Source organism: Aldersonia kunmingensis (assembly GCF_001646865.1).
Lineage (GTDB): Bacteria > Actinomycetota > Actinomycetes > Mycobacteriales > Mycobacteriaceae > Aldersonia > Aldersonia kunmingensis.
The window spans coordinates 16,527-34,973 of record NZ_LRRB01000110.1; the positions used below are offsets into that span (position 1 = coordinate 16,527).

The 18,447-nt window shown below is 66.6% G+C and carries 13 protein-coding genes and 1 pseudogene; 13 read left to right on the top strand and 1 reads right to left on the bottom strand.

The features are described from left to right. Positions 1-30: 30 nt before the first annotated feature. Positions 31-2,208, bottom strand: coding sequence for an N-acetylmuramoyl-L-alanine amidase (locus tag A8G08_RS08155; RefSeq protein WP_342669641.1), 2,178 nt, complete (start codon positions 2,206-2,208; stop codon positions 31-33). A gap of 316 nt (positions 2,209-2,524) precedes the next feature. Here A8G08_RS08155 and A8G08_RS08160 point away from each other — a divergent pair, with 316 nt between their 5' ends. The 13 genes and pseudogenes from A8G08_RS08160 to A8G08_RS08220 all read left to right on the top strand — a co-directional run bounded on the left by A8G08_RS08160 (position 2,525) and on the right by A8G08_RS08220 (position 18,299). Continuing rightward, complete coding sequence (locus tag A8G08_RS08160; protein ID WP_084436034.1) at positions 2,525-4,117, top strand: SpoIID/LytB domain-containing protein; 1,593 nt, start codon at positions 2,525-2,527, stop codon at positions 4,115-4,117. A gap of 214 nt (positions 4,118-4,331) precedes the next feature. Next, positions 4,332-5,282: an acyl-ACP desaturase gene (locus A8G08_RS08165; protein WP_068272553.1), complete on the top strand. Its 951-nt coding sequence runs from the start codon at positions 4,332-4,334 to the stop codon at positions 5,280-5,282. A gap of 104 nt (positions 5,283-5,386) precedes the next feature. Further along, positions 5,387-6,607 (top strand): cytochrome P450, encoded by a 1,221-nt coding sequence (locus A8G08_RS08170; RefSeq protein ID WP_068272554.1) that lies wholly within the window; start codon positions 5,387-5,389, stop codon positions 6,605-6,607. Continuing rightward, positions 6,608-7,178 (top strand): annotated as a pseudogene (locus A8G08_RS08175) (TetR/AcrR family transcriptional regulator). 50 nt (positions 7,179-7,228) lie between these two features. Then, complete coding sequence (locus A8G08_RS08180; protein WP_157108463.1) at positions 7,229-8,167, top strand: endonuclease/exonuclease/phosphatase family protein; 939 nt, start codon at positions 7,229-7,231, stop codon at positions 8,165-8,167. Between the two features lie 58 nt (positions 8,168-8,225). Further along, positions 8,226-8,984: a MerR family transcriptional regulator gene (locus A8G08_RS08185; RefSeq protein ID WP_068272556.1), complete on the top strand. Its 759-nt coding sequence runs from the start codon at positions 8,226-8,228 to the stop codon at positions 8,982-8,984. A gap of 146 nt (positions 8,985-9,130) precedes the next feature. Next, the gene (gene glf, locus A8G08_RS08190) at positions 9,131-10,354 is read left to right on the top strand and encodes a UDP-galactopyranose mutase (protein ID WP_068272557.1); all 1,224 of its coding nucleotides are present in this window, start codon (positions 9,131-9,133) and stop codon (positions 10,352-10,354) included. Next, positions 10,351-12,264, top strand: a complete 1,914-nt coding sequence (locus A8G08_RS08195) for a glycosyltransferase (protein ID WP_068272558.1) — start codon at positions 10,351-10,353, stop codon at positions 12,262-12,264. The genes glf and A8G08_RS08195 overlap by 4 nt, the downstream gene beginning before the upstream one ends. A gap of 67 nt (positions 12,265-12,331) precedes the next feature. Next, positions 12,332-12,850, top strand: coding sequence for a phosphatase PAP2 family protein (locus A8G08_RS08200; protein WP_245672733.1), 519 nt, complete (start codon positions 12,332-12,334; stop codon positions 12,848-12,850). Continuing rightward, a complete protein-coding gene (locus A8G08_RS08205) occupies positions 12,847-13,773 on the top strand; it encodes a decaprenyl-phosphate phosphoribosyltransferase (protein ID WP_068272561.1) in 927 nt (308 codons plus the stop codon). Before A8G08_RS08200 ends, A8G08_RS08205 begins: the two co-directional genes overlap by 4 nt. After that, on the top strand, positions 13,751-15,733 hold the full coding sequence (locus A8G08_RS08210; protein WP_425394537.1) for an arabinofuranosyltransferase AftB family protein: 1,983 nt from the start codon (positions 13,751-13,753) through the stop codon (positions 15,731-15,733). The genes A8G08_RS08205 and A8G08_RS08210 overlap by 23 nt, the downstream gene beginning before the upstream one ends. 269 nt (positions 15,734-16,002) lie before the next feature. Further along, complete coding sequence (locus tag A8G08_RS08215) at positions 16,003-17,037, top strand: alpha/beta hydrolase (RefSeq protein WP_425394538.1); 1,035 nt, start codon at positions 16,003-16,005, stop codon at positions 17,035-17,037. Positions 17,038-17,288: 251 nt separating this feature from the next. After that, the gene (locus A8G08_RS08220) at positions 17,289-18,299 is read left to right on the top strand and encodes an alpha/beta hydrolase (RefSeq protein WP_084436036.1); all 1,011 of its coding nucleotides are present in this window, start codon (positions 17,289-17,291) and stop codon (positions 18,297-18,299) included. Positions 18,300-18,447: the final 148 nt, after the last annotated feature.

Sequence of the window (18,447 nt, forward strand, 5' to 3'; positions counted from 1 at the left end):
CCCGTCAGATAGCGGGGATTAGCTGACCAGTCAGCCGACGGGGACGATCGACTCGTTCGTCTGCGGACGCGCCGGCGCCTCAGCCGGAACCGGTGCGGGCACGGCAGCCTGCACCGGCGCGGGCGCCGCAACCGGCTCGGGCGCGGGCGCCGCAACCGGCTCGGGCGTGCCCACAACCTCTTCGAGCGTCGGGAGCTTCAGTCCGGGCGCGCCCTGGTTGTCGGGCGCTGCGATCGGTGCCGCCGCGTTGTTGTAGGCGTCCGCGTAGGAATCGTTGTAGGTCTGGATGACCTCCTGCACGAATCCGGTGATCTCGTTGAAGATCAGCGAGCCCTTCTCGAAGTCCGCCCGCATGCCCTCAGGCACTGCGTACTCGCTGCTCATCGGCAGTCCGAGGGCGCCGCTGTCGAGGCCGAGTTCGATAAACTTCTGCAGGATCTGGCCGACGATCGTGACGATCTGCCCACCGGGCACGGTGTAGATGTAGCCGTTGGTGAACTTCGCGTACTTCTGGCCACCCTTGGCCTCGATCAGGCCGCTCAGGGCCTTGCCGAGCGGGCCGTCCGAGCCGCCCTGCGCGACCCACGCCTTGGAGATCGGGTTGTCGTCGGTGACCTCCACCACCGCGTCGATCAGGCCTGGGACGTCGATCGTCGGCTGCGCCGCACGCGGTGCCGCGGCCTGGATGTCCGGCGACGACGGAAGCGCGGCGCCCGAGCCGGCGGCGATATCGCGGATCCGGTCCAGCTGGGCGTACGCGGCATCGCCCGGGCAGGTCGTATTCCCGACGTCGCGGTGGGCGAAGATAATCGGCAGATCTACCTCGGCACCCTCGGGGTACGGCGTGAAATCGGTGCCCTCGGAGTACATCTTGGTGTGGCCCTTGGGGTCGAGATTCGCGGACTTGAGCCGCCACCCGAGGAACTGCCCCGTTGACTCGATCGCGGCGTCGGACGGCGCCTCGGTCTCGAAGTCACCCATCATCGCGACGCCGACGGTGTTCTCGTTGAACCCGCCCGCATGCGCGGCCTGCACCGGACGGTCGATCCCGCCTGCGCGGCCCTCGAAGATCTGGCCGTACTTGTCGACCAGCGCGTTGTAGCCGATGTCGCACCAGCCCAGCGTCGTCGCGTGGTACGCGTAGATCGCTCGGACGATGCCGGCGGATTCGGCCTGCGTGTAGTCGTTGTTGCCGGCCGTGTGGTGCACGGCCGCGCCGCCGATGAAGTCGTCGTAATCGGGATCCTGGCAGCGGATCGACTCGTCCGCGCCCCACTGCGAACGGCTGATGATGCGCGGTCCGCCGCTGGCGATGGGCGCGGCCGCCTGGTTCAGCAGGCCGTCGGCGGGATCGGAGCCGGGCTCGATGAGCGCGACGCTGAGGTCCTCTGCGGGAGCTGCCGCCTCATGCACGAGCGAATCGGCGGCGGGTGCTGCCGTCGCAGGATCGCGCGGCGGGGGCAGCGGCTCGGGAGCCTCGAAGCCCTGGCGCGGAAGCGGGGCGGAAATCGATGCCGGCGCATAGCCGAGCGGGGCCGCGCCGGGCGCAGGCGCGGCTGCGGCGGTCTTGCGGCCGATGATCAGCTGGATCTTGTCGGTATTACCGACGTAGATCGGCTCGGTGCCCGGCTGCGGATCGGTGGGATTGGCGCTGACGAGGTTTTCCGCGGAGAACCACCGACTCCACGTGCCGTCCGGCCCCATTGCTCGGATCCGGATGTCGGTGTTCACGAGGTCGCGGGCGGTGACGGCAACCATGCTGAACGGCGAGCTGTGCGTCAGCTCCTTCACCTTGGTGCCGAATGCATCGACGATGTCGGGCGGCAGCTCGTTCGCGGCGACCGGGCTGGCCGGGTCGGACAGCGTGGGAGCCCCGGCCACCGCGTCCCTACGGAGCAACGGCGCAAGCTCGGAGAGCGCCGCACCGGCCGGGATCAGCTTGGTGAGCTCCGACAAGGCCGCGTCGGTGCCTTCCGGAACCGGAATGTTGTTCGGGAGCGGGAGCTTCTGCAGGTCCCGGACGTGCAGGTCCGGCAGATTGAGGCCGGTCAGCTGCTTCAGCGGAATCACGACATCGGGCATTGAGGCTAGGACGACCCTTGCGATCTCGGTCGGCACCGCCGACCTGGTCTGTCGGGCGGCCTCGACATCGTCGTTGCGGACCTTGCCGTATAGCGCCCCCGCCGCAAACGGGCTCGCGATCACCACAGCGGCGACGGTGCCCAACACAACCGATCGGCGCCGGACTGTGCGGCGCGCGGAGTCTGCAAGGTTCCCTTGACGTCCTGCCTTGGACTTCGGAAGCCAGGTCGGTCCACCGTGCGGCACGAGTCCCCCCATCGAGTGTTCGGGATTTGGTCGCAACAGTGATGCTGCTGTTACCCGAGCGAGCTATGTTGCAAGCTGGTGCAACATTGATCACACTAGTCACAATTGCCCCAAGACTCAACCTTTACTTGAGAGTATAGGTAGCCGAACGCGCGATGCGATATCGCGCGGCGACACCACCCAAAAGGGAGCGTTCATGCGCAACCGGAGGATTGTTCGAGGCTGGGCCGATGTGTGGTCCCGGCAGGCACCTGGCTGGACAACGCCGGGACGCAAACGCCGCCGTGCGGTGATTGGACGTCCGGTGCGCAGCGGCGGGGGACCCGTCGTACTGCGCCGCGCGGTCCTCATTTTCGTGCCGGTGATGATCGCCTCTGGCGTCGTCGTGGGGATCTCGATGCGGCCGAGCGCGGCCGAGCGCGAGGGCATCGCCACGGTGGTTTCCGCCGACACGGTTTTCACCATCACCGGCCGCGGCAATGGGCACGGGCGCGGGATGGGCCAGTGGGGCGCATTCGGCTACGCCAAGGAAGGCTGGTCCGCCGAGCGGATCCTCGGCCATTACTACGGCGGCACCCAGCTCGCGCCGCACCCGCCGACCAAGGTCGCGATCCGCCTTATGGGCCGCGACGACAAACCGCTCGATGTGTACTCCGATGCTGGACTGAATGTCGCCGGTCAGCACGTTCCGCCCGGACAAGCCGCGCGGCTGACGCCGGCCCCTGGCGGCGCGGCGGTGGCAATCACCGACGGCTGCGGCGGTGCGGTGCTGTCGGAGCTATTCGCGCCCAACCCGTGGGCCGACCCGATCGACGTTGGGCCGGACCGTCCGGCGAACGAGTTCCTGAAACTGTGCGACGGCGACATCGCCTACCGCGGTGCGCTCGGTGTTGCGTTGGAGGGCCTCGCATTCCGCACCGTGAACGCGGTCGATGTCGAGGACTACCTCTACGGCGTTGTGCCAAAGGAGATGCAGCCGAACTGGGCCGACCAGAACGGCGCGGAGGCGCTGCGAGCTCAGTCCGTTGCCGCACGGTCCTACGTGCTGGCCGAGAAGCGCTACGACTACGCCCAGTCCTGCGACACGCAGTCCTGCCAGGTGTACGGCGGTGCCGGAGTGGAGGATCCGCGTACCACCGATGCCGTGCGCTCGACGCGGGGCACGGTGCTCATGCGCGACGGCCAGGTGGTGCGCTCGGAGTACTCGGCGTCCACGGGCGGTGCGACGGCCGGCGGCGACTTCCCGGGTGTGGTCGATACCGGTGACGGCGCCGCGCCCAATGCGAACTGGTCGAAGACGATGACTGGTGCGGAGATCGGGAAGGCGTTCAACGTCGGAGACCTGACCGCTCTCTCCGTGACCGAACGCGACCCGGCGGGCCGCGTGATCAAGATGCACGTCGAGGGCACCAACGGCGCGCTCGATCCCACCGGCGAACAGGTACGCGGGGCGCTCGGACTCGACTCCGACTGGTTCGACATCACCGAGGGCACGGCCGCTCCGGCGCCTGTTGCGCCCGCACCCGCGGCGCCTGGTGTGCCTGCCCCCGACGGCTCGAACGGGAGCAGTGGTGGCGGCGTCGACGGTGCCACTGCGGTCGAGGACAAGTACCGCGAGCTCGGTGGAACCGAGGGCACGATCGGCTCGCCGATCGGACCCGCGATCGATCTACCGGAGGGCTTCGGAACGTTCCGAATCTTCACCAACGGGATCATCCTGTGGACCCCGGACTTCGGAACGCAGGCGCTGGACCTGACGGCGCTCGAGAAGCTGCTGCCCGAGTACTGAGCCTGAGCGCCCACTTTTCGGGCCACGCGCGCGGGATCCCGCGCCATCGGCAGAAAAGTGGGCGCTGGCGTTCACAGCCCGGCCGGTTGTTCGCGGCGCTGGGTTCGAGGGGATGCGCAGCTCTTGTCGCGCTCGGCGGTGCCTGTCCAAAGGTGACTACTTCTAGGGACTTTCGACCCTACGCCAGTCAGACCCGCCCGCCGACGATGAGGCAATGGCGAGCCGAGAACTGACCGACGTCCAGTTGCTCCACGAACTCGAGGAATTCGCCGAGGCCGAAGTGGAGCGGCATCTGTCGATGGCGAAGGACTGGCACCCGCACGACTACGTGCCCTGGGACGAGGGCCGGAACTTCGCTGCCTTGGGCGGCGTCGACTGGGATCCTGAGCAGTCCCGGCTCAGCGATGCGGCCAAGGCCGCGATGTTCACCAATCTGCTTACCGAGGACAACCTGCCGTCCTACCACCGCGAGATCGCCGAGAATTTTTCGCTCGACGGGGCCTGGGGCACCTGGGTCGGCCGGTGGACCGCCGAGGAGGCCAGGCATTCCATCGTGATGCGGGACTACCTCGTCGTGACCCGCGGGGTCGATCCGGTCGCACTCGAAGAGGCGCGGATGACGCATATGACGCACGGGTTCGGTGTGGGCGAACAGAATTCGATGCTGCGCTCGGTGTCGTACGTGACTTTTCAGGAGCTCGCCACGCGGGTCTCGCACCGCAATACCGGCAAGGCCTGCGGCGACCCGATCGCCGATCGCATGCTCGCAAGGGTCGCGGCGGACGAGAACCTGCACATGATGTTCTACCGGAACATCGTCGGGGCAGCGCTCGACATCGCGCCTGATCAGGCCATGCGCGCGGTGGTCGAGATCCTGGAGAACTTCGCCATGCCCGGCTACTCGATGCCGGGATTCCGGCGAAATGCGGTGCTCATCGCCAAGTCCGGAATCTACGACCTACGCCAGCACCTCGACGAGGTGGTGTTGCCGGTCATTCGCAAGTGGAACATCTTTGGGCGCAATGACTTCGGGGCCGAGGGCGAAGCGCTGCGCGATCGGCTGGACGCGTACCTCACCGATCTCGAGGGCAAGACAAAGCGGTTCGAGGAGTCCCGCGACCGCGCATTCGAGCGCGAGGCGGCGCGGGGTATTGCAGCGCGCTGACCGACGTGTGAACGGAAGATTCGTTGCGTTAGACGGAGTGAACGCTTCCGTTCACTCCGGAGATGGTGGTTGACACATTCGCTGATATGTCTCAGGCTCGACACATGTCGACCCTGGCGTCCAAGCCTGCACAGTTCATCCCCTGCGAGGGTCAGTCCTGGCTGAGCCCCTGGCAGATGTATGCCGACCTGCGCGATCACGACCCGGTGCATCACGTGGTGCCGGACGAGGCGCCGGAGTTCGACTATTACGTCCTGTCCCGGCACGCGGACATTTACACCGCGGCCCGCGACACCACCACGTTTTCCTCCAACAAGGGCCTGACCGTGGCCTACGGCGAGTTGGAGAAGATCGGGCTCGCGGACAATCCGCCGATGGTGATGCAGGACCCGCCGCAGCACACCGAGTTCCGTCGGCTGGTCTCCAAGGGCTTCACGCCGCGACAGGTGGAGGCCGTCGAGCCGGCCGTCCGGGCGTTTGTCGTGGAGCGGCTCGAGCGGCTACGCGCGGCCGGCGAGGGCGACATCGTCACCGAGCTGTTCAAGCCGCTGCCGAGCATGGTCGTCGCGCATTACCTCGGTGTGCCGGAGGAAGACCGCGATCAGTTCGACGGCTGGACCGAGGCCATCGTTGCGGCGAACTCCTTCGGTGACCCGTTGCAGGCCGCGGCCGCAGTGACCGAACTGATGACCTACTTCACCGGCCTGATCGAGCGCCGCCGGACCGAACCCGAGGACGACACCGTCTCGCATCTCGTCGCGGCCGGAATGGGCGCGGACGGCGACTTCGCGGGGCTGCTCTCCATCCTCGGTTTCGCCTTCACGATGGTCACCGGCGGCAACGATACGACTACCGGAATGCTCGGTGGCGCAGTGCAATTGCTGACGCATCGACGTGATCAGCGGCAGCTGCTGATCGACGATCCCGCTGTGATCCCGGACGCAATTGATGAGCTGCTGCGGCTCACCTCGCCGGTGCAGGGCCTGGCCCGTTGCACGACGAGGGACGTCGAACTTCACGACCAGATCATTCCCGAGGGCCGAAAGGTGTTGCTGCTCTACGGTTCCGGCAACCGGGACCCGCGCGAGTACGGCGCCGATTCGGACGACCTCGACGTGCGGCGCAACCCGCGCCAGATCCTCACGTTCAGCCACGGCGCGCACCACTGCCTCGGCGCTGCGGCCGCGCGCATGCAGGCCCGCGTCGCGCTCGAGGAACTGCTCGCCCGATGCCCGGATTTCACCGTGGACTTCGACGGGGTCGTTTACGCGGGCGGCAACTATGTGCGCCGGCCGCTGCATGTTCCGTTCCGGGTGAGCGAGTAGATGAGCGACTGGCTCGCGGCCGACCGCACCGACCTTGCCGCCGACCGGATTCTCGACGCCGCGGCCGCGCTGTTCTCCGAAAAGGGCGTCGCGACCGTCGGAATGGCTGATGTCGCCAAAGCCGCGGGCTGTTCGCGAGCGACGCTGTACCGCTACTTCGAGAATCGGCGGGCGCTGCAGTACGCCGTCGTGAATCGCGAGTCGCGCCGTATCGGAGCCGCGGTCGTCGCGGATGTAAAAGACGTGCACGAGTCCGGGGGAGCGGATCGTCGCGACTGTCGAGTCGGTGCTCGCGCGGGTGCGCGCGGATCCCACGTTGATGGCGTGGTTTCGCACCGACAATGCGGGTATCGCCAGTGAGCTGGCCAATTCGTCCGCGGTGATCGAGGGGTTCGCCGCGGCTTTCTTTGCAGGTCTGGGTGTGGGCGATGCGGCGCTCAACCCGACGGCGCGTTGGATTGTCCGGATAGTCAACTCGCTCCTGGCCACTCCAGGCGCCGACGCGGCCGAGGAGCGAGCGATGCTCGAGCAGTTCGTGGTGCCGTCCGTACTCGGCCGCATCACCTCCTGACCACGGTGCACTGAGCAGCGCTTAGGTTCGGCGTCGAGCATGATGTCGATGTGATCTCGGTCGGTCTGGCTCTTCTCGCTTGCCTTGCGACGCTGACGGGAGCTGCAGGAATCGCGTTGCACTTCAGTGGGTCGTCGGCGCACACGTTGGTGCTGGCCGCTTCGATTGCGCCGTATCTCATGGTCGCCGCGGTGGTTGGGCTGGCGTTGTTTGTGGCCCTGCGACGTTGGATTGGTGTCGGGGTCGCCGTCGTGGTCATAGCCGCCGCAGCATGGACGCAACTTCCTCTGTATGTCAGTCACCCGGACAACGAGGGCGGCCGGGCAGTGATGGTGATGCAGGCCAATCTGCTCTTCGACGGAGCCGACCTGCAGACGCTGGTCAATCAGGTGCGGGCGCACAAGATCGAAGTGCTCACGGTCAACGAGCTCACGCCGTCGACGGTCGACGGTCTCGGCCGTGCGGGGCTCGACCGGTTGCTGCCGTACCGGTATATCTCCCCGGGCAGAACCGCGGCAGGGACTGGAATCTGGAGCCGGTACCCGCTGTCGGACACGGTTGAGTACGACGGATTCGTGCTGAACCAGCTCTCGGCGACGGCGAATATCCCGGAGACCGGACCGGTCACGGTGTACGCATTCCATCCGGTGCCGCCCGTATACGGCACAGAGGTCTGGGCCGACGAGTTGTCCCGGCTGAACGGCATTCTCGACCGGGCGCCGACGAATCGCCCGGTGATCGTCGGCGGCGATTTCAACGCGACCTACGACCATGCGCAGTACCGCGCGATGGTCGCCGGCCGTTTCGGCGATGCTGCCGAACAGGCGGGCGCCGGGCATCTGGTCACCTACCCGACTGACAAGCGCTGGCCGCCGCTCGTCGGTATCGACCACATCCTGCTCGCCAACGGCCGCGCGATTGCGGTGCAGACCGTCAGGTTGCCCGGTGCGGACCACCGAGCCCTGGTGGCGAAGGTTCTCCTGAACTGACGACCGGAGCCACGAAAGCACTTGACATTGACGCAACGTCAAGTTGCACGCTGGATGCATGCCGAGCGAATGGTCGATCAACGAGCTGGCGCGGGCGTCGGGCACCACGAGCCGGGCCCTGCGCCACTACGGCGACCTGGGCCTGCTCGAACCGATCCGCACCGGCGCGAACGGTTACCGCTACTACGGGCCGGAGGCGCTGGTGCAGCTGCAACGCATCCTGCTGCTGCGTGAGCTGGGACTGCCGCTGCGCACTATCGGTGATGTCCTGCGCGGCGAGCACGATCCTGCGGTCGCCCTGCGCACCCATCTCGACCTGCTGCGCAATCAGCAGGAGCGGATCGCCCGGCAGATCGCATCCGTGCAGACCACGCTGCGCAAGACCGAGGAAGGACAACCACTCATGGCCGACGAGGTATTCGACGGTTTCGACCACACCCAGTACCGCGACGAGGTGATCGAGCGCTGGGGCCGCGATGCCTACGAGAGCGGCGACAAATGGTGGCGGTCGATGTCCGAGCAGGACAAGCAGGACTTCGGGCAGCGCCACCTCGACATCGCCGCCGAGTACGGCACCGCCCACCGCGCCGGCCTTGCGCCCGACAGCGCGGAGGTGCTCGCGATCGCGCAGCGTCACTACGACTGGATCGCACTCGGCTGGCAGGGTCGCCGGCCGACAGCCGAGGCGTTCACCGGACTCGGCGAGATGTACGTCGCCGATCCGCGGTTCCGGGCGAACTACGACGTGCACGGCGAGGGGACGACGGAGTTCGTGCGCGATGCGATGGTTGCTTACGCGCTGGAGCACCTGACCTGACGTTCGCGAAGGGCGCTCCCATTCGGCCGGAACGCGGCCGGACGCGCCAGAACGCGTGCGACACGCCGGGGTTCGGTGCAACCGCTCGGACCAGCGGTGATGTGCCTTACAGGAACCAGCGGCGGCATCCGATACCCTGGGGACCCGTGAATGCTGTGTCCCCTGGTAAGACGACCCCCGGCCAGTACGATTTGATCGTCGTTGGCTCCGGCTTCTTCGGACTGACGATTGCCGAGCGCGTCGCCTCCCAGCTGGGCAAGCGGGTGCTTGTCCTCGACCGCCGCTACCACCTCGGTGGCAACGCGTACTCCGAGCCCGAGCCCGAGACCGGCATCGAGATTCACAAGTACGGCGCGCATCTGTTCCACACCTCGAACAAGCGGGTGTGGGACTACGTCACGCAGTTCACCGAATTCACGGGCTACCAGCACCGCGTGTTCGCGCTGCACAAGGGGCAGTCCTACCAGTTCCCGATGGGGCTCGGCCTGATCTCGCAGTTCTTCGGCCGATACTTCACCCCCGACGAGGCCAAGGCGCTGATTGCCGAGCAGTCCGCCGAGATCGAGACCGGTGACGCGCAGAACCTCGAGGAGAAGGCGATCTCGCTGATCGGCCGCCCGCTCTACGAGGCGTTCATCCGCGACTACACCGCCAAGCAGTGGCAGACCGACCCGAAGGAACTGCCCGCAGGCAACATCACCCGCCTGCCGGTGCGCTACACCTTCGACAACCGTTACTTCAACGACGACTACGAGGGCCTTCCCAAGGAGGGCTACACGAAGTGGCTGGAAAACATGGCGGCGTCGGATCTCATCGACGTACGGCTGAACACCGACTGGTTCGATGTGCGTGACGAGTTGCGTGCGCAGAGCCCGGACGCGCCGGTCGTCTACACCGGCCCGCTCGACGCGTACTTCGACTACGCCGAGGGCGAACTGGGCTGGCGCACCATCGATTTCGAGACCGAGGTCCTCGATACCGGCGACTTCCAGGGCACCTCGGTGATGAACTACAACGACGCGGACGCGCCGTACACCCGGATCATCGAGCCGCGCCATTTCCACCCGGAGCGCGACTACCCGACCGATAAGACGGTCATCATGCGCGAGTTCTCCCGCTTCGCGCAGACCGGCGACGAGCCGTACTACCCGATCAACACCCCCGAGGACCGCGACAAGCTCGCCGCGTACCGCGAGCGGGCGAAGCGCGAGACCGCGGAGGCGAGGGTGCTCTTCGGTGGCCGCCTGGGCACCTACCAGTACCTCGATATGCACATGGCCATTGCGAGCGCGCTGAGCATGTACGACAACGTGCTGGCCCCGCACCTGGAGACGGGCGAACCGCTGCACGAGAACGGGAAGGGCGCGTGACCCCGAAGCACCTGCTGGAGGAGGTCGAATCGGTGGTTGAGGAGAACCTGCGCGGAAAGGCGCTGCTGCAGCGCGTCATCCTGCCGCGGCCGGGCGAGCCGCTCGATGTGCGCACCCTCTATCTCGAGGAAGCGATCACGAACGCGCGGCGGGCGCATGCCACCTCGCGTACGTCGCTGTCGATCGGCGCCGAGTCCGAGGCGTCGTTCTGCACCTACTTCAACGCGTTCCCGGCCAGCTACTGGCGCCGGTGGAGCGTGCTGACCTCCGTAGTGCTGCGCTTGGAACTGACCGGCCACGGCCGCGTCGACGTGTACCGCTCCAAGGCGGACTCGTCGCGGATCCACGTCGAGGGACGTGAATTTGACGCAGGCACGGCGAAGCTCGAATTCGAGGTCACCCTCGCCCCGTTCGAGGACGGCGGCTGGATCTGGTTCGACATCACCACCGACACCGACGTCGAGTTGATCAGCGCAGGCTGGTTCGCGACCAGCGACGCACCGGGGTCCGGGCGTATCGCGGTCGGCATCCCGACCTTCAACCGTCCCACCGATTGCGTGAAGGCGCTGGTCGCGCTCGCGTCCGACCCGCTGGTCCTCGAGCGCATCGATGCGGTCATCATCCCGGACCAGGGCACCCGCAAGGTCCGCGACGAGGCGGGCTTCACCGAAGCCGCGGCCGCGCTCGGCGACCGACTTGCCATCCACGACCAGCCCAACCTCGGTGGTTCCGGCGGCTACAGCCGGGTCATGTACGAGGCGCTGAAGACGACGGCCTCCGAACACATCCTGTACATGGACGACGACATCGAGATCGAACCGGATTCGATCCTGCGCGCGCTGGCGATGTCGCGATTCGCGAAGAAGCCGACGCTGGTCGGCGGGCAGATGCTGAACCTGCAGGAGCGCAGCCACCTGCACACCATGGGTGAGGTCGTGGACCGCGGCCGATTCATGTGGTCGGCAGCGCCCAACGTCGAGTACGACCACGACTTCGCGAAGTACCCGTTGCGGGACCGGGACAACTCCAAGCTGCTGCATCGGCGTATCGACGTCGACTTCAACGGCTGGTGGATGTGCATGATCCCGCGTGTCGTCGCCGAGGAACTGGGCCAGCCGCTCCCGCTGTTCATCAAGTGGGACGACGCGGAGTACGGCCTGCGCGCTCGCGAGCACGGCTACCCGACGATCACCATGCCCGGTGCCGCGATCTGGCATATGGCGTGGAGCGACAAGGACGACGCGATCGATTGGCAGGCGTATTTCCACCTGCGCAACCGACTTGTGGTCGCCTCGCTGTACATGGGCGGCAACGGCCGGGGACTGGTGCTCGACACGGTCAAGGCCACGTTCAAGCACCTGCTGTGCCTCGAGTACTCGACCGTGGCGATCCAGAACCTCGCGATCGCCGACTTCCTGGCCGGTCCGGACCGGCTGTTCGAGCTGCTGCCAAGCGCGCTCGGCGCCGTGCACGACCTGCGCAAGCAGTACCCGGACGCGGTGGTGATCGGTTCGTCGACGGACCTGCCGCTGGCTTCCGGCGCGGGTGTCGGCGCGGTCGGTGAGCCGGCCAACCCGATTGCGAAAGTCGCGCGGCTCGGCAAGGGCATCGTGCACAACTTCAAGGCCGCCGACCCGGTCCACCACGAGCATCCGCAGCTCAACGTGCCGACGCTGGACGCGCGCTGGTACCTGCTGTCGCAGGTGGACGGCGTCACCGTCACCACCGCGGACGGTCGCGGCGTGGTGTTCCGCAAGCGCAGTCCGCGCAAGGCTGTCGAGCTGCTGCGTGAGGCGCTGCGGTTGCGCCGCGAACTCGCTCAGCGCTTCCCCGAGCTGAAGCGCGCGTACCGGGCCGCACACCCCACGCTGACCAGCAAGGAGAGGTGGGAAGATGCATTCGGCATCTGAGGCTGCGGGCGGATCGCCCAAATTGGGCCTGGTTTCGGCGGATGGTCACGGTGACCACACGGTCACGATCCCGCCCGTCGCGGGAGAGGTGGCAATCCTCAACGCTGTGCAGTCCGGACTCGGCGCGCACCCCAACGTCATCAAGGCCGCGCGGGGCATGTCCCACTTCGGTGAGCACGCGCTCGGCTGGGTCGGGATCGCGGCCGCCGGTTATGTGCTCGACCGCCCGCGCCGCCGGCAATGGGCGGGCGTTGCGGTTGGCGCCGTCGGTGCACACGCCGCGTCGATCGTGATCAAGCGGGTTGTCCGCCGCCCCCGGCCGAATCACCCATCGGTGCAGGTGAACGTCTCGACGCCGAGCAAGCTGAGCTTCCCTTCCTCACACGCGACCTCGACGACAGCGGCTGCCGTGTTGATCGGTCGGCTCACCGGTTTACCCTTGCCTGCGATGCTCGTCCCGCCGATGCTGCTATCGCGCATGGTGCTGGGCGTGCACTACCCGACCGACGTGCTCGCGGGTTCGGCTCTCGGCGCGGCATCGGCCGCGGCGGTGCTGGCCGCCGAGAAGAAGTTTGGAGCGAAATGAGCGAGGAGCCGACGGCCCACGATCTCGAGGAAGCCGCAGTACAGGGGCCGCCGAAGACGCTTCCCGCTGCCATCTTCAAGGCGATGCGGCCGCGTCAGTGGGTGAAGAACGTCCTCGTGCTCGCCGCGCCGCTCGCGGCGGGTGTGGTCAACGAGGTCGACGTGCTCCTGCCGACCGCGCTCGCGTTCGTGGTCTTCTGCATGGCCGCGTCGGGCATCTACCTGGTCAACGACGCGATGGACATCGAAGCCGACCGGGCGCACCCGACCAAGCGGTTCCGCCCGATCGCCGCCGGTGTGCTGCCGGTCAACCTCGCCTACGGGATCGCGGTCGCGTTGCTGGCCGGTTCAATCGCGCTGTCGTTTCTCGCGAACTGGAACCTGGCGCTGACAATGGCGGTCTATATCGGTATCCAGCTCGCCTACTGCTTCGGCCTCAAGCATCAGGCCGTGCTCGACATCTGCATCGTGTCGTCGGGCTTCCTGCTGCGCGCCGTCGCGGGTGGTGTCGCCGCGGAAATCCCCCTGTCCCAGTGGTTCCTGCTGATCATGGCGTTCGGTTCGCTGTTCATGGCGGCCGGTAAGCGCTACGCCGAGTTGCAGCTCGCGATCAACACCGGGGCGAAGATCCGCAAATCGCTGGAGAATTACACCCCGACCTACCTGCGCTTCATCTGGACCCTCGCGGCAACCGCGGTGGTCATTTTCTACGGCCTCTGGGCATTCGAGCAGGACGCGATTCGCGACACCGAGCTCTTTGCGATCTCGATGGTCCCGTTCACCATCGCGATCCTGCGCTACGCGGTCGATGTCGACGGCGGCGTTGCCGGCGAGCCCGAGGAGATCGCCTTCGGCGATCGGGTGCTTCAGCTCCTCGCGCTTGCCTGGATCGGGGTGGTCGGTGTCGCTGTCTATATCGCGTGACGAGAGGACGGCGTCGCCTCCTGACGGCGCCGTCGACCCGGCTGCTGACCGCGCGCTGCCAGGCTGGGTGCCGCGTGTCGTTTACTCGGTCGGCGTTGCGCTGACCGCGCTTGTCTTCCTGCTTGGCGCATGGGAGCGGCGCTGGATCGCCGATGACGGGCTGATCGTGCTGCGCACCGTGCGCAATCTGCTTGCCGGCAATGGGCCGGTTTTCAATATCGACGAGCGCGTCGAGACCAATACGAGCGCCGCCTGGACGTACATCGTCTTCGCCTTCAGCTGGCTGACCCAGGCCCGGCTCGAGTACGTGGTGCTCGGCCTGACGCTCACCCTCTCAGTCGTTGCGATTGTGCTGGCCATGCTGGGCGCGGGCCGGCTGTGGGGTGGCACGAAGGCGGGATTGCTCGTACCCGCTGGCGCGCTGGTCTACGTCGCGGTCCCGCCAGCTCGCGACTACGCGAGCTCCGGGCTGGAAAGCGCCCTGGTGATCTGCTGGCTCGCCCTCCTGTGGCTGTTGCTGGTGCGCTGGAGCAAATCGGAGTCCGTGAAGCTGCCCGGCCTGCTGGTGATCGGTTTCGTCGCGGGTATGGGCCCGATGGTTCGGCCCGAAATGCTCATGGTGGCCGCGCCCGCGCTGCTGATGGTGTTCCTCTCGCCGATGGCACGACCCTGGCTGACCCGCATCCTGTTCGTTGTGATCGCCGGAGCGGTCCCGGTCGGCTACCAGATCTGGCGGATGGGCTACTACGGCTTGCCCTACCCGAACACCGCGGTGTCCAAGGACGCCGCCGGCGCGAAGTGGAACCAGGGCTTCAGCTACCTGTGGAACCTGGTCGATCCGTACTTCCTCTGGGTGCCCGTGGTTGTCCTGGCAATCGCCGGAGTGCTGCTCGCGGTGTGGAACCGGACGCCCGCGCGTGCCGCGGCTGCCCAGCCGGCGGCCCGCCGGTCCAACAAGCACAGCGCACCCGACAGCGGGCAGCGGCAGGCGCGGGTGCTGCGGCTGCGGGCCTGGCTGCGCACGCCGAGCGCGGTCGTCACACTGTTCCTGGGCTGCGCCCTCCTCCTGCAGGTGTACTCGCTGCGTGTCGGTGGCGACTTCATGCACGGCCGGATGCTGCTGCCGGTGCTTTTCTGCCTGATCCTGCCCGTCGCGGTGCTGCCCATTCGGCTGCCTGCGCGCAGCTCGGTCGCCGCTCGCGGCCGTGGCCGCAGCTACGCGCCCGCGCTCGTCGGGCTGGCCGCCTTCCTCGCCGTGATCGGCTGGGCCTACATCGCCTCGAACACCACCGGCATGACAACCGGCACCACGATCGGCCGGAGCGGCATCGTGGACGAGCGCGCCTATTACGTGCTCAACACCGGCCACGACCACCCGATCCGCGCCGAGGACTATCTCGACTACCCGCGCATGCGGGCGATGGTCGACGCGATCGAACGGACGCCGGACGGCGGACTACTGATCAACACCCCGTCGTACATGTACTGGGACGTCGTGCCGCCACCGCTGCCGATTCCCGAGGGCGGCGCCGGGCACACCGTGTATTTCCTCAATCTGGGTATGACCAGCATGAACGTCCCGCTGGACGTGCGGGTCATCGACCCGATGGGATTGGCCTACCCGCTCGCGGCGCATTCCGACCGGCTGATGGACGGCCGGATCGGGCACGACAAGAGCTTGTTCGCGGACTGGGTCGTCGCCGACACCGGCATGGTCGACCAGCATCCCTGGCTGCCGTACTACTTCGACGAGGACTGGGTGCAGCAGGCCGAGGTCGCGCTGACCTGCCCGGAGACCCAGGACATGCTCGATTCGTCTCGCGGCGACCTCACGTGGGAGCGGTTCAAGAACAACGTCAAGCGGTCGTTCGAGTACGCCGAGTACCGCTTCGATCGGGTGCCGGAATATGCGATCGAGCTGTGCGGACTCGAGGATCCGATTCCGGAGAACGCGCGCTGAGCGACCCGCATCCTGTGGTGCGGTGACCTGTACCTTTCGGCTTCGCCCGACGTATCGAGGATTGTTTCGCTAACGTGGTTCGCTGGCGCACCGATTACCCAGAAGACAACCGAACAGCGAATGCGGCGGTCACAGTGCTTTGAGGCAGCGCCTCGCGGGTACGTGACAACGAGGTTCCGCCCCCATGCAATCCGGGTGGCTGTCGTATCCGAATACGCCGAAGCAGTCCGGTAGCGATCGGACTGCTTCGGCATCGAGGAGGCTCGTCCATGCGTGAAGCTCAGGGCGGTTGCAGGTCCGCGCACGATGACACGGCGGTAGGGCCGCCGCGGAGGACCGCACGGCTGCTCACGTGGCTCACGATGGTGCTGGCGCTCGTGCTGGTGGTGCCACTCACCGCCGCGCTGACCGGCAGCGGCGGCGTCGCCTCGGCCAGGTTCACGCCGACGGGCTTCGACTTCTGGGTCAACTCGAGCATGGGGCCGATCAAGAGCCGCATCTTCCGCGCTGCAGACGGCAACACCAACCGCGTCGTCTACGCACTCGACGGCATGCGAGCCCGCAACGACCTCAATGGCTGGGAGATCGAGACCGACGCGGCCAACGCGCTCACGCGAGCGAACATCAATGTGGTGATGCCGGTCGGCGGTGAGTCGAGCTTCTACTCCGACTGGAATGCGCCCAGCAACTTCAACGGGCAGCGGGTCACCTACAAATGGGAGACCTTCATAACCCGCGACCTGCGCTTCGCGCTGCGCGACCGGCTCGGGTTCAACCCCAACCGCAACGGTGCCTTCGGCCTGTCGATGGGCGGCAGCGCTGCTCTGGCGCTGGCGGCCTACCACCCGGACCAGTTCGTCTACGCGGGTTCGTACTCCGGGTACCTGAACATCTCGGCGCCCGGCATGCGCGAGTTGATGCGCATCGCGATGCTCGATGCGGGCGGCTACAACATCGACAGCATGTGGGGCCCGCCGTGGAACTCCGCCTGGCTGCGCAACGATCCGTTCGTCTTCGCGCCGACCCTCCGCAAGAACAACACCCGGTTGTGGATCTCGGCCGGCAGCGCCCTCCCCGGCTCCGATGATCGGATCGGCAGTCTGCTGGACGTCTACAACGTAGTCAATGCCATGGGCCTCGAGTCCTTTGCCCTGCTCAATACCCGCGCCTTCCAAGTGAGGATGGCCACACTCGGCGCCAACAATGTCGTGTACAGCTTCCCTGCGGTCGGGATTCACTCGTGGAGCTACTGGGCGGCCGAGCTGTACCGGATGATCCCCGATCTGAGCGCTCACATCGGCTGATCGACGTGCCCAGCGTCACCCCAGTTGTCGGCTAACGCGGGTTGATCGCGATTAGATAACCATTTGGTAACACAACTTCCTTGCCGATACTTTCGCTAAGGAGTTGCCGCGATGGGTCCTGGTCGAATAGGGTTCCAGCGCAGCATCTGTGTGACCTATTCGTTATTCGAGTAACGCTCGGGTCTCGGGGGACATGCTTGGGTGCGCGTTGCTACGTGCGACGTCGCAGAGCAGAAAGTGAGTACAGAGCAATGCCTTTTGGCGCGAAGGGGTTCGGTAGCCGGCTAACGTCTGGCAACTGGAAGCGGCGGCTGCTCGGTGCGAGCGCCATTGCAATGATCGTTCCGATTGCTGCCGGCGCGGTTGCCACAGCGGCGCCGCTCGCTACACCGGCACATCGTTCTCCGAGCGGTGGCTACGACGAGCTTCAGGTGCCGTCGAGCATGGGGCCGATCAAGGTTCAGGTGCAGTGGGCTGCTCGCGGGGGAAACGCGGCGCTTTACCTGCTCGATGGCCTGCGGGCGCGCAACGACAGGAACGCCTGGTCGTTCGAGACCAATGCGCTCCAGCAGTTCGCGAACGACAACGTCTCCTTGATCATGCCGGTCGGCGGCCAGTCGAGCTTCTACACCGACTGGTACTCGCCCAGTAACTTCAACGGGCAGAAGACCACCTACAAGTGGGAGACGTTCCTGACCAAGGAACTGCCCGAATACCTCGAAGGCTGGGGCATTTCGAAGGCCAACAACGCGGTCGTCGGTCTGTCGATGGGCGGCAGTGCCGCTCTGACGCTGGCCGCGCACCACCGCGATCAGTTCAAGTTCGCCGGTTCGCTTTCCGGCTACCTGAACATCTCGGCTCCGGGCATGCGCGAGGCCATCCGCGTCGCGATGCTCGACGCCGGTCGCTACAACGTCGACGCCATGTGGGGTCCGCCGTGGAACAAGCAGTGGCTCCGTAACGACCCGTTCGTGTTCGCGCCGGAGCTCAAGGGCCTGCCGATGTACATCTCGTCTGGTACCGGCATCCCGGGCAAGTACGACCGCCCGAACTCGCTTATCGGGGTCTACAACACCAGCAGTGCGATCGCGCTCGAGGCGCTTGCTCAGGTGAACACCCGGGCATTCCAGATCCGCCTGGCGACCCTGAAGATCCCCGCCAAGTTCTCCTTCCCGCTGACCGGCACGCACGGTTGGAAGTACTGGGAGGGTGAGCTGTGGAAGGCACGTCCGGGAATCCTGGACGCGCTGAACGCACACTGATCTCCAGCTAGAGCGACACGCCGTCCCGCTCCCGATTCGTCGGGGTGCGGGGCGGCGTTTCTCGTTTTGCCCGCGGCAGGCCCAGCCGCATTCGGCGGCACACCATCTTGTGCCGCACACAGCGAACTGTCTCCGCATGTGGTGTACG

Bases quoted from the DNA above. Each gene is read 5' to 3' on its own strand.
- A8G08_RS08160 (WP_084436034.1), top strand. From the start codon at position 2,525: ATGCGCAACCGGAGGATTGTTCGAGGCTGGGCCGATGTGTGGTCCCGG.
- A8G08_RS08220 (WP_084436036.1), top strand. From the start codon at position 17,289: ATGCCTTTTGGCGCGAAGGGGTTCGGTAGCCGGCTAACGTCTGGCAAC.
- A8G08_RS08215 (WP_425394538.1), top strand. From the start codon at position 16,003: ATGCGTGAAGCTCAGGGCGGTTGCAGGTCCGCGCACGATGACACGGCG.
- A8G08_RS08165 (WP_068272553.1), top strand. From the start codon at position 4,332: ATGGCGAGCCGAGAACTGACCGACGTCCAGTTGCTCCACGAACTCGAG.
- A8G08_RS08170 (WP_068272554.1), top strand. From the start codon at position 5,387: ATGTCGACCCTGGCGTCCAAGCCTGCACAGTTCATCCCCTGCGAGGGT.
- A8G08_RS08205 (WP_068272561.1), top strand. From the start codon at position 12,847: ATGAGCGAGGAGCCGACGGCCCACGATCTCGAGGAAGCCGCAGTACAG.
- A8G08_RS08185 (WP_068272556.1), top strand. From the start codon at position 8,226: ATGCCGAGCGAATGGTCGATCAACGAGCTGGCGCGGGCGTCGGGCACC.